This window comes from Streptomyces sp. NPDC048507 (genome assembly GCF_043199995.1).
Classification (GTDB): Bacteria; Actinomycetota; Actinomycetes; order Streptomycetales; family Streptomycetaceae; genus Streptomyces.
This window is the reverse complement of the sequence record NZ_JBICWZ010000030.1, coordinates 38,111-48,810: the sequence shown is the minus strand read 5'-3', so window position 1 is coordinate 48,810 and position 10,700 is coordinate 38,111. Positions and strand designations below refer to the sequence as shown.

General features: G+C 71.4%; 10 protein-coding genes and 2 pseudogenes. 2 read left to right on the top strand and 10 right to left on the bottom strand.

Annotation, left to right across the window (positions count from 1 at the left end; genetic code table 11):
• Window positions 1-107, top strand: a pseudogene (locus tag ACGFXC_RS36600) (CsbD family protein); the annotation flags it as partial.
• Window positions 108-252: 145 nt separating this feature from the next.
• On the opposite strand, the gene ACGFXC_RS36595 reads toward ACGFXC_RS36600, so the two are convergent.
• The 7 genes and pseudogenes from ACGFXC_RS36595 to ACGFXC_RS36565 all read right to left on the bottom strand — a co-directional run bounded on the left by ACGFXC_RS36595 (window position 253) and on the right by ACGFXC_RS36565 (window position 5,366).
• Window positions 253-471 (bottom strand): hypothetical protein, encoded by a 219-nt coding sequence (locus ACGFXC_RS36595; protein ID WP_393719257.1) that lies wholly within the window; start codon window positions 469-471, stop codon window positions 253-255.
• Between the two features lie 926 nt (window positions 472-1,397).
• Window positions 1,398-2,318: a hypothetical protein gene (locus ACGFXC_RS36590; protein WP_393719256.1), complete on the bottom strand. Its 921-nt coding sequence runs from the start codon at window positions 2,316-2,318 to the stop codon at window positions 1,398-1,400.
• Window positions 2,261-2,545, bottom strand: a pseudogene (locus ACGFXC_RS36585) (hypothetical protein); the annotation flags it as partial. The pseudogene ACGFXC_RS36585 and the gene ACGFXC_RS36590, both read right to left, overlap by 58 nt.
• A 608-nt stretch (window positions 2,546-3,153) precedes the next feature.
• Window positions 3,154-3,498, bottom strand: a complete 345-nt coding sequence (locus ACGFXC_RS36580; protein WP_393719255.1) for a hypothetical protein — start codon at window positions 3,496-3,498, stop codon at window positions 3,154-3,156.
• Window positions 3,495-3,656 (bottom strand): hypothetical protein, encoded by a 162-nt coding sequence (locus tag ACGFXC_RS36575; RefSeq protein ID WP_393719254.1) that lies wholly within the window; start codon window positions 3,654-3,656, stop codon window positions 3,495-3,497. Before ACGFXC_RS36575 ends, ACGFXC_RS36580 begins: the two co-directional genes overlap by 4 nt.
• A 22-nt stretch (window positions 3,657-3,678) precedes the next feature.
• Window positions 3,679-3,894 carry a DUF3846 domain-containing protein gene (locus ACGFXC_RS36570; protein ID WP_393719253.1) on the bottom strand — a complete coding sequence of 72 codons (216 nt, stop codon included), beginning with the start codon at window positions 3,892-3,894 and terminating at the stop codon, window positions 3,679-3,681.
• Window positions 3,895-4,130: 236 nt separating this feature from the next.
• Window positions 4,131-5,366, bottom strand: a complete 1,236-nt coding sequence (locus ACGFXC_RS36565; protein ID WP_393719252.1) for a helix-turn-helix domain-containing protein — start codon at window positions 5,364-5,366, stop codon at window positions 4,131-4,133.
• Window positions 5,367-5,670: 304 nt separating this feature from the next.
• Here ACGFXC_RS36565 and ACGFXC_RS36560 point away from each other — a divergent pair, with 304 nt between their 5' ends.
• Window positions 5,671-6,420: a helix-turn-helix domain-containing protein gene (locus tag ACGFXC_RS36560; protein WP_393719251.1), complete on the top strand. Its 750-nt coding sequence runs from the start codon at window positions 5,671-5,673 to the stop codon at window positions 6,418-6,420.
• Here the strand turns inward: ACGFXC_RS36560 and ACGFXC_RS36555 are convergent.
• The 3 genes from ACGFXC_RS36555 to ACGFXC_RS36545 form a co-directional block, all read right to left on the bottom strand.
• Window positions 6,414-7,778 carry an NAD(P)/FAD-dependent oxidoreductase gene (locus tag ACGFXC_RS36555; RefSeq protein ID WP_393719250.1) on the bottom strand — a complete coding sequence of 455 codons (1,365 nt, stop codon included), beginning with the start codon at window positions 7,776-7,778 and terminating at the stop codon, window positions 6,414-6,416. The two genes, ACGFXC_RS36560 and ACGFXC_RS36555, sit on opposite strands and share 7 nt — an antisense overlap.
• Window positions 7,779-7,957: 179 nt before the next feature.
• Window positions 7,958-8,992: a dihydrodipicolinate reductase gene (locus ACGFXC_RS36550; protein ID WP_393719249.1), complete on the bottom strand. Its 1,035-nt coding sequence runs from the start codon at window positions 8,990-8,992 to the stop codon at window positions 7,958-7,960.
• A 226-nt stretch (window positions 8,993-9,218) separates the two neighbouring features.
• Window positions 9,219-10,667: an APC family permease gene (locus ACGFXC_RS36545; protein ID WP_393719248.1), complete on the bottom strand. Its 1,449-nt coding sequence runs from the start codon at window positions 10,665-10,667 to the stop codon at window positions 9,219-9,221.
• Window positions 10,668-10,700: the final 33 nt, after the last annotated feature.

Sequence of the window (10,700 nt, the reverse complement as noted above, 5' to 3'; positions counted from 1 at the left end):
GCCGTGCGGTCGGCAACGAGCGGATGACCGCCGAGGGCCACGCCGACCAGGCCAAGGGCAACGCCCGCCAGGCCAAGGAAGACATCAAGGACACCCTGCACCACTGACTCATCAGCGCCTGCCGCGGTCCTGACCCGCGGCACCCGCTGGGCCCCGACCCCCTCCCCCCGGGTCGGGGCCCAGACATGTATCCGGACCCGGAAGACCGGCGGGCCCGGCACCAACAGCGGGCAAGGCGAGGGCCGGGCCGGCTTACGCCGCTTGCAGCCGCCGCAGCAGTCGGCTTTCGCGGCGGGAAACGGGCCTGGCCAGCAGCTCCCGCACCAGCACCTCTCCGCCCCGGCGTGTCTCCAGGCCGGTCCCGTGCTGCAGGTCCGACAGCCGCATGGTCGCCACGGTTGCGTCCTTTAGACCTTCGTCGCGGTGGCGGTGCCGCGGGAGGGTCGCTGCGGCCTTCCCGTCCCTGTTCATCGGGACGTACTGCCAGGATCGCGCAGCTGTGGGGGCGGTGAGCCGGTCGTAGGCGTCCGCCCAGCGCTTCCGCAGGCGCGATCCGATCCCGCAGGCAGACAGGAAGGCGATGCACTGCTGGCGGCTGGCCGGAAGGACCTGCCCGGTCACGACCCGCCCGGCGGTGCTCCTCGGCAGCAGATGTGCTCCGTCCGCCCGTGCGACCAGGAGGCTCAGCGGCGGGCCGCCGGCGGCTTCGTAGAGGTAGACCAGTGCCTTGCTCAGCTCCCCGGGGGTGGTGATGAGGTCGGCCGAGGCCGGGCTGCGCAGGCGGGCGAGGCGGCCTCGCTCTGCGATCCGGGCCCGCGTCCAGGTCTACGAGCTCCAGCCCGAGCATCAACCCGCCGGGTTCCCGGGCCCGGGCATCAACCCGCTTACGAGCTCCAGCTCAACCACGAGCACCAGCCCAGGCGCGGGCCCGGACGGTACGGCCCGGCCCTCGTCCGGCGGCACCAGAGGCTCAGCAGGAGCGGGCCCGGGGCACTGGGCCTTCGCCCCGCTCCCCCGACCGCCGCCAGCTGGGAGACGGGCGCGAACCCGACCGCGCCGCGGACCCCTGGTCACCGCGACGCAGCCGCAACCCGCCCGGCTCCCGCCCGCCCGGCTCCCGCCCGCCCGGCTCCCGCCCGCCCGGCTCCCGCCCGCTCCGCCCGGGCCGCCAGCCGGGCGGAGCGGGCCCAGCAGGACTGGACCCCAACCCCCGCCCGAGCCCGAGCCCGGACGCGGGCGGGGGTTGGCCGCGGGCGCGGGCTCCAGACCGGGCCGGAGCATCAACCCGCTTGCGAGCCCCAGCCCGCTCCGACGACGGGCCGGGGGGAGTCCGCGGCCGCCCCAGGACGCGCCCTGGAGTAGCGGCGGTGTGGCGTACGCCGCGCTGCTGGACCGCGTCAGGGGCTGAGCCAGCCGCGGAGGTGGTCCCCGATCTGGTTCACGACCACGATCAGGCCGTCCACCCCGACGAAGGTCACGCGGAGCCGTTCCAGGGCGGCCCGGATGCGGCCCGGCTCCCGTTCCTCCTCCGGGGCGCGCAGTTCGCGGGCGACCTCGCCCAGGTCGCCCGCGGCCCGCTCGCGCGCCAGCTCCGAAAGCCCTTCCGCCCCAAGAAGGGCGCTGCGGAGCTGCTCCAGCAGCTCCAGGACCGCCGCCAGGTCCACCTCCCCCGGCGGCGCGGACGCCCCCGGCGCCGCGTTGTGCACCGTGGTGCCGGAGATGCCCCCGTGGACCGTGTGTGCCACGTTGCCCGCGCCGCGGGCGTCGATCGTGACGCGCGGCTGGTCCCGCCTGTTCTCTGTCTCGTCCATGCGCTTCCTGTCTCCTGCGAACTCTTCGAAGATGCGGCTCCCGCGGCGGGTGAGCCGCCAGTGCTGCCGGTCGTGGTCGAACAGGGCGATGCCCTCGCGGACAGCCCGGTCCAGGGCCCGGTCGATCTCGTCCAGGGACAGGTAGGCCGGCACGTCCTTCGAGAGTCGGCTGATCCGTGAGCTGTCCCCGGGCTTCTTGAGCAGCTCCTTCAGGACGTGGTCGTAGACCAGCTCCGGCCACGCGGGATCCCGCCGGGGGTCCGGTTCCGGAGCGGGTTTCGGCCGCGCCGCCCACTCCGCCTGCCTGCGCCGTTCCTCCTCCTCGCGCTCCGCGCGCCGCGCGGCCTCGGCCTCCTCCGCGATCCGCAGCGCCCGGCGCTTGCGCAGGGCGTTACGGGCGGAGGAGAGGGCGAGGAGGAGGGCGAGCACCGCCACGAGGGCGGCCGCCTTCAGTCCGAGCTCGGCGAACAGCTCCGGCCCCACGATGTACGACGTCGCTCTGTCCATCGCCCCCCCAGGCCTGATCCAACACACCCCAATCTAACGTCAGTTGCCGGATTCCGGTTCACCGAGCGGGCCAGGGCCAGGGAACCGGCCACCTCCAGCCAGGTCAGGCCGTCGCGGGTGCGGGCGCCGAGCCAGGCCACGCCGACCACCGCCGGACCGATCGTCTCGCCGATCACCACCCCGGCCATGGCGACCGCCACCGAGCCGCGGGCCAGCGCCGAGGTGAGCCGCGCTCGGACCCGCGCCTGGACTCCAACCCGAGCCCGAGCATCAACCCGCTGACGAGCTCCAGCTCAACCACGAGCACCAGCCCGGGCCCGGGCGGTACGGCCCGACCCCGGTCCGGCCGCAGCAGGAGCGGGCTCGGGGCCTTGGGCCCTCACCCCGCTCCCCGGCCGCCGCCAGCTGGGCGCGGGCGCGGACCCGCCCGCGCACTACCCCGCTCGTCACCGCGCGCAGCCGCAACCCGCCCGGCTCCCGCCCGGGCCGACAGTCGGGCGGAGCGGACCCAGCAGGACTGGGCCCCAACCCCCGCCCGAGCTCGGGATCGGGATCGGACGCGGGCTCGGGCTCGGGCTCGGGCTCGGGCCCGAGCATCAACCCGCTTACGAGCTCCAGCTCAACCACGAGCGCCATGCCGGGCGCGAGCCCCAGCCCGGGCGCAGGCCCCGGACGGTATGGCCCGGCCGGCCCGGCGACACCACAGGCCCAGCAGGAGCAGGCTCGGGGGCTTGGGCCTTCACCCCGCTGCCCCGGCAGACGCGGGCGCCGGCCCTGGATCGGTCAGCGTAGACGCCGAACAGCCGCGCGCGGGCCGGGCTCTGTGCAGCCGAGCTCACCGCGAACGCCCCGCCCCCTTGGCCGGTCCGGCCTGCTGCCGGTGCGCGGGGACCGCGGCTTCCGCCGGGGCCGGCTGCCCGGGCGCGGCGGTGGCCGGGGTGGTGGTGGAGCGGGTGCGGGCCGCCGCCGCGGAGACCCGGATCCGTACCGGGGACGCGGGCCCGGCCGGGGCACAGGGCGGTGTCGTCAGGGCTTGCAGGGTCGCGTTCACAAGACGGCCGGCCGCGGCCGAGCCGCCGGCGTTTTCCTTCCACGCCCCTTCCTTCCCCGTGTCGGTGGTGAGGCGGGCCAGGTGCGCGGCGAGGAGTGCGCGGCCGCCCTGTTCGCGGATCTGGTTCATGCGGTGAGCGAGCAGGGGCGGGAGGCGACCAGGAGACCGGCCTGTGTCTCGGGCAGCACGTCCTTGACCAGCCCGACGATCGTGGCATGCCCGAGCAGGTCCACGCCGAGCTGCTCCAGGGGCTTCTTGCGGTCGCCGAGGTCCAGGTCCCGGGGCACATCCAGGCCCAGGGAGGCTTCGTCAGAGGTCGGCGAGCGTTACCAGGATGGCGAGCATCTTGTCCCTGTTGAGCGGCAGGGTCTCCCCCTCGTCGTCCGCTCGGCCGGTCAGCAGAACGGCGCCGTGGTAGTCCTGGTAGGTCCGGCCGAAGCGCCCCGCGAGCAGCGTAGCCACCGGGTTGACCGGCTGGGTGTTGAGGCCGTTGTCGTCCAGCCACATGTCCACCTGGTCGGTCATCGTGAAACATGTAGAGCCGAAGGAAAGTCGCAGGCCTGTAGCGTGGCGGGCGCCAAACGTGCTCACAATGGGCATTACGTGCGACGTGGGCGCTATGTGCGACCCCTGACGCACGCGCGGAGGGCACGGGGCATCTTCACACCGTTCCGGCCTCCGACGTCAGCCTCTGGGCGGCGGTGTAACCGTCGCCCTCCTTCCATGGCAAGGAGGCTCGAGCCACGCGGCCGCATGTGAGTTCAGCTCGGAGCGATCGTCACGATGTCGGGTGCGATGTCCAGCACCAGGAGCGCCGCCGCCACATGGGTCGGATTGTCCTCCACCTTGACGGCCGAAAGCTCGTTGGCGCGTGAGACCCGCCGTTCGACGGTGTTGCGGTGCGCGTAGAGGTTGGCGGCCGCGCGGGTCGTACTGAATCCGCACTGTACATAGGTGAGCAGTGCCTGCCGCAGCGCTGTGTCGGCTTCGGCCAATGGCCCGAGGGTGTTGATGACGAACCGGCGTGCGCCGGGCCGGTCCTTCGTGAGCGCGTCTATCAGCTCGACGTCGGCGTAGGCGGTGAAGCACCGGTCGGACCCCAGCCGGATCACCAGCGCCTGCGCCGCGAGGGCGTCCTGGTGGCTGGAGCGGAATCCTTCGAGGCCGCGTCCCGGCCTTCCCACTGCGGCGCGGACCTCGGCGGCCGCCGCGAGTTCCTTCTCCACGTGGTGAGGGTCCGGGACGGTCTCCCCCGAGAGCCAGATCCACCGCGACGCGGCGCTGGCGCGCGCCACCAGGGCGCTTCGGCCGCCGGCGGAGGAGCGCACGGCGGCGATCGCCTCGTCCAGGGCGCCGCCGTCCTGAAGATCATCGACCCAGAGGACGAGGCTCATGTGCCACCGCGCCAGCCGGTAGCGCAACTGCCCTTCGGCAAGGTCCTCCGCCATCGGTGCCCCACTGGCGATCAGCTGGATCAGCGCGATCTCCTCGGCATGCATGTTCCCCATCGCCGCGGCGAGGCCAGCTTGCCGCAGGGCGGCGACGGAGTCGAGGGCGTACTGCACCATCGACTGCGCCGTCACGTCCAGGACCCCGACGAGAAAGTCGGGGTCGGCGCAGAACGCCACGCATTCCTCGAGCCAACGCCGCCAGCCGATCCCCAGGGCCACGCGCCAGGCGACGGCGAAGTCGGGCGCGATGCCCCGGGAGACGAGATCGTTGATGTACGCCGTGGTCCTCTGACTAACGTAGGGCTCTACCCTCCGACCCGGTTGTTGAACGTTTGCGGTCAACCATTGGGCGAGGTCGGAGCGGTTGAGTGCGAGATCCTCCTCGACCAGCGACGCGTCCGCGAGGAGGGCGGGATCGTTCTGGGCGATGAGGGAGGGCCCCGCGAAAGCGTCGACCAGGGCGTCCGTTTCCGTCAGCAGGCGCTGGCACAGTGACCTGATCGCGTCAGCGACCTCGCGCGAGGGCGGGGGCCACAGCTCTTCCATGCTCTCAGTGTCCCTCTGCTCTCGGGGAGCCAAGGCTCCCGACATGCCGTGTCACCGATAGATGAAGTACTGGCCGACGGCGAATGCGCGAACCAGCGCTGTCTATCATCGCTAAACAGCGGCAGATTTAGCACGCCCTCGTCGGCTCCACAAAGGGTTCAACGCCGTCGCTCCCTTCACAGGGGCGCGCCGACATCCCCTGACGCGCATGCCTTAGCCGCGTGTCACGGAGACCACTCGTCCGGGTCGGCCCCTCCCCTGACAGACGCACGACCTCGGCCTGGGGACGGGCGGTGAGCACACCGTGTCCATCGGTGACAGCGGGACAGCAGGCGGAGCGGAAAGGGGCGCCGCCGCCCTCGAAGCGTCCACAGGCGCGCAGCTGCAGAAGATCAGGCTCGACCGCGGGTTGTCATTGACGGAGGTCACGCACCGGGCAGAGGTCACCAAGGGCTTTCTGAGCCAGTTGGAGCGCGGGCTCACCAGCGTGTCCGTCCCGACGTTGCTGCGCTTCTGCGAGGTGCTGCGGATCGGGGTCGGGGAGCTGTTCGCATACCCCGACGAGCAAGCCGTGGACGGTGGAAGCCGGATCGACATGGGTGGTGAGGGTGTGGCCGAATACCTGCTCACGCCCGCCGACACCACGGCGTTCCAGGTATTCCGTTCCGTGATCGAGCCAGGCGGGGGCACCGGCGGCCCCTATCGGCTCGGCACCGCCGCGATCTTCGCGATGGGACTGAGCGGCTCGACCCGTCTGATCGTCGGGCGCGGGGCCCGGATGCTGTCGGCAGGGGCGTCCACCTCGTTCTCCGGCCAGACGCTTCACCAGTTCGACAATCCGGGCACGACGGTGAGCAAGGTCCCCTGGGTCCTGTCGCCTCCCCCTATTGCGCGCCGCGCGAGAGCCCGCCTAGATCCTGTCGTCGCATGCCGGGCCCACATCAGGGTGACGCGAGGGCGGCGGCTGTTTCGCAGGACCGGGCGGTCTTGTCGTAGCGGGGTGGCGATCTCGCACCGCGCCGTCACGGAGCAGGCGTCGCTCGGCCCTCAGTAGCCTCCGCGCCTGCCGCGACGCAGCGCCCGCCGGGCCAGCGTTCTGCTGCCGTTGAAGAAGTCGTTGAACCGGTCCAGCCCCCAGACGGCTCGGAGGACGAACGGCTGCATCAGCAGCGACATCGACCGCGAGTATTTCGAGGCGTCCGACCAGATGCCGGCGAGGTCCTCCGGCATCTCGCCGTCGACGATGTAGTCGGCGAGCTGATGTGTCACGTACGGCACCTGGCAGAGGCCGTGGCCGTTGCAGGCCATCGCGTAGAAGACGTTGTCACCGACCTGCCCGGCGACCGCCAGCCAGTCCGGGCTGATGCCGATCCAACCGCCCCAGGCCCGCTCGATGGCCACGTCGGACAGCGACGGGAACCGGTTGGCCAGATCCTTCCCCATGTCGCGCACGACACGGGGGTCCGGGACACGGTCCGGGAGCGGGTAGGTCTGGCCTCGCTGCGCTTGGCGGACCCCGCAGACGATGGTGTTGCGCTCGGTGAGCCGGTAGTGGGTCATCACCTGGTGCTGGGTGATGATGCCGGACCGATTGGTCCAGTCCAGCGCGGCGAGCCGCTCCGGCGCGATGGGTTCCGACTCGATCTCGATGACGTACAGCGGCGTCGCGAGGTTCTTCGGCGTGATGTCCCACTCGCCGCCGTAGACGCTGGTGGCGAGCAGCACCTTTTGGGCCCGCACGGTGCCGTGCGGTGTCGTGATCTCGACGATGCCGCCTGCGCGCCGGACATCGCTCACCCGCGTCTGTTCGAAAACCCTCGCCGAGGAGCCGAGCAGTGCGCGACGCACACCACGGGCCAGCTTGCCCGGGTTCAGCATCCCGCCGATGGATTCCCGCATACCGCCCACAAAGCCGGCGGGGAGGCCGAGCTCCTCTCTGCTGCCGACGGTCCCGTGCCCACCGAAGGCGCGCAGGATCGCCGCCTGGGTGCGCACCCTGAACATCATGAAAGGGGATACCGCACCCCACACCAGGCCGTTCGCCACGTAATCGCAGTCGATGTCGTGCGTCTTGATGAGGTCTTCCACGTAACGGCCCGCGTGCTCCGCCAGTCTGGCCATGATCGGCACCTTCTTCGGGGACTGGAGGCTGAGCATCCGCAAGTCGCCACCCGGCGCCCCGGCGATCTGACCGCCGTTGCGCGAGGCCGAGCCGTAGCCGCAGAACTCGGCCTCCAGCAGGACGACGTCCTGGTCGCGCTCCGCGAGGCGCAGCGCAGCCGCCATGCCGCCCGTGCCGCCGCCGATGACGGCGATGTCGCAGGTGAGATCGCCGTCCAGCGCGGGCTGCACGTCGTCCGGCGGGTCGATCCAGCCGGTGAAGTTGGTGTACTTCGTGCTGTCGGTCCTCATGCTGTTCCGATCTCCTTCCAGGTGGGGCATCTGCCCCACTTCGTACTCCGCGTCGAGGCGTGCTCGGCAGCGCGCCCGAGCCCCCGTTCCCGTCCTGCGGGTCAACCGTGACGGGCGACTCTTTGGCGAGACGCGTGAAGACGGCGAACAGGAGGTTCTCCGTCTTCTGCGTCTCCGTCTCAGCCCTGAGAAGTAGTGGCCCCGAGCGAGGCCCGGCCCGCTCGCCGTTCTCCCTTGGCCGCGACCGAACGGGCGGGCAGGTCCCCCATCGACAGGAGACCGGGACGCGCCTCGACGACCGCGGTGGAGGCGTTGACAGCCGCCGCGACGGTGCTGAGGAAGGAATCGAAGCCCACGGAGGAACGGAGGTCGATTACCTGCTCCTCTCCGACGATCTGGTAGTCGTCGCCCGCGGCCACCTCGTCGGCCGGCTCGAAGAACCCGAACGTGATCTCCAGATCGATCACCACCTCGCCCTTGAGCATGCCCCGGGCGGCGTGAGTGACCGCCGCGATTTGCCCTGGTTCGATACGCATGTGCTCCCCGACGCGCGGCGAAGTCGTCACGACAGCGGGTTCGACCTCTCCCACGTCCACCGAGTCGAGATCCCATCCGAGCCCTGCCGCGAGCGCCCCGATGGCCTGCTCGAAGCCGTGGTGCCCGACGACCTCGCCCCGGCTGTGAGCCGTCGCGAACTCGCGCATGGTCAGACCGAGGCCGAACTTCGACAGGATCGCGCCGTAGCGTGACATGTTCGTCCGGCGGCGGATCCGCACGCTCTCCACGCGCTGGGTCAGTGTGGTCAGGAGGAGAGGAAGGGTGTCCATCAGCACGCCCGGGTTCGCCCCGCTGCCCAGGACGGTCACGCCGTGCGCCTTCGCCGTGTCGTCGAGCCGCCGGGCCAGATCGGGGTGGCTCCGCCATGGGTGGGCCAGTTCTTCGCAGATGCTCAGGACGTTGTACGACCGCTCCAGCAGCGGCAGCAGGACGTCGGCCACCCTGTGCAGATCCGAGACGGTCGCCACGATCGCGAGGTCGGCGGCAGGCAGCTCGGTCGGGTCGCTCACGACGACACCGTTCGCGACGCCGCCGAGGAACACTCCGAGGTCTTGACCGACCACGCGGGGGTCCCCGTCCGCCGCTCCCACGATCTCCACGTCCGCGCGTTGCAGCAAGGAAGAGGCGATGGCCCGCCCAGTGGCGCCGAGCCCCACTACGACAGTCCGATTCTTCAACGTCACTCCTCTGGGCGCCCGGTCGGCCCGCCCACGAAACGGTGCTCGGCGAAACCGGACTTCGCCGGTGGCGGTTGCCTCGTACCCCACGATCACAGGCCGCGGCCGCGGTGAGAACGACACCGTGCACCGGCCTCCCCCGGGGACGGTGCACGGTGCACAGACCGGCCGCGTCCCTGCGCTTATGAGCTGATCGGCGAGTCTCTCAGAGCCGCTCGTAGACGGCCGGGCGGCGCGCTCGCAGGACGAGGGCCTGCACCGCGCCGGCAACGGCCGAGAGGGCGACGAGCCCGCCGATCACCCAGGCGCCCGTGACGGTGCCGACGAGGAGCGGGAAATTGGCGACCATCAGGCCGCCCACAGACGCCAGGCCGAGGAAGGCGACGCCTGGGGCCACGGCCGTCCGCCACACCGGCTGCCGTCCGCCGGCGCGCCGGAAGAACCCGATGACCGCGAGGCTGGTGGCTGCCAGCAGCAGGACGACGCCGAGGGTGGCGGCACCGGAGAACCAGGCGTATAGGTCCGCGATCGGGTCGAGGTCGAGCGCGGCGACGACGAGCGTGGTGACGAACGCGACGGTCGATGCGACGGCCGAGGACGCCGACGGCGCGCGGTGCCGGGGGTGGACGACGCCCAGCGGCGGCGGAAGCGCGCCGGCTCGGGACAGCGCGAATTGGTAGCGCGTCACGACGTTGTGGAAGGCAAGAACACAGGCGAACTGGCTTGTGATCAGCAAGAGTTGCATGGCGTCGGCCCAGATGGACCCCACGTAGCGCCGCGTCAGCGTGAGGACCAGGCCCTCGGGGTCGGCCTGCGCGGCTCCGACCACGGTGTCGACGCCAGCCCCCACCACGATCGCCCACACGGTGAGCGCGTAGAAGACCCCGATCACCAGGATCGCGACGTACGTCGCCCGCGGGACGGTGACGTCGGGGTCCTTCGCCTCGTTGCGGAACACTGCCGTCGCTTCGAATCCGATGAACCCGAAGAGGGCGAACATGACGCCGAGCCCCAAGGAGCCGGTGCCTACGACCGAGGGCAACATCGGCTCGGCCGTCAGGCCGTGGGCGCCGCCGTGACCCACGATGCCGAGGTCCAGGACAAAGAGCAGCAGGGATTCCAGCACCAGCACGGCACCGAGCACCTTGGCGCTCAATTCGATGTCGCGATAGCCGAGGAAGGCGATGACGCCCAGCGAGACGAGCGCCCACGCCCACCAAGGGGAGCCGACGTCGGCATACCGCTCGATGACGTTGCTCGTCGCGACCCCAACGTAGGCGTTCACCCCGACGAGAAGCAGTGCGTAGGAGAAGAGCGCGAGGGTCGCGGCCGAGAGACCGGGGATCCGGCCCAGTCCCGCCTGGACGTAGGCGTAGAAGGCGCCCGCGTCGCGTACCCGTCCGGCCATCTGTGTGAAGCCGACCGCGAAGACCAACAGCAGCACGGTGGACAGCACGAAGTACAGCGGCATCCCCGGGCTGCCGCTCACGGCGAAGGCGAGCGGGACCCCGCCGGCCACAAGCCCGAGCGGCGCCGCCGCGGCGACGACCGTGAAGACGATCTGCGACACACCGAGCCCTCGGTGGAGCGGGTCGCCCGATCCGGTTTCACCACCAGGTACTTCGACGTGCCCTGTCATGGGGAGGTCGGTCATCGCGACCACCTTTCGCTCACGGGCCGGCACCGG

Coding starts and splice junctions, on each gene's coding strand:
- ACGFXC_RS36590 (WP_393719256.1), bottom strand. CDS start 2,318: ATGGACAGAGCGACGTCGTACATCGTGGGGCCGGAGCTGTTCGCCGAG.
- ACGFXC_RS36570 (WP_393719253.1), bottom strand. CDS start 3,894: ATGACCGACCAGGTGGACATGTGGCTGGACGACAACGGCCTCAACACC.
- ACGFXC_RS36555 (WP_393719250.1), bottom strand. CDS start 7,778: ATGAGGACCGACAGCACGAAGTACACCAACTTCACCGGCTGGATCGAC.
- ACGFXC_RS36565 (WP_393719252.1), bottom strand. CDS start 5,366: ATGGAAGAGCTGTGGCCCCCGCCCTCGCGCGAGGTCGCTGACGCGATC.
- ACGFXC_RS36580 (WP_393719255.1), bottom strand. CDS start 3,498: ATGAACCAGATCCGCGAACAGGGCGGCCGCGCACTCCTCGCCGCGCAC.
- ACGFXC_RS36545 (WP_393719248.1), bottom strand. CDS start 10,667: ATGACCGACCTCCCCATGACAGGGCACGTCGAAGTACCTGGTGGTGAA.
- ACGFXC_RS36595 (WP_393719257.1), bottom strand. CDS start 471: ATGAACAGGGACGGGAAGGCCGCAGCGACCCTCCCGCGGCACCGCCAC.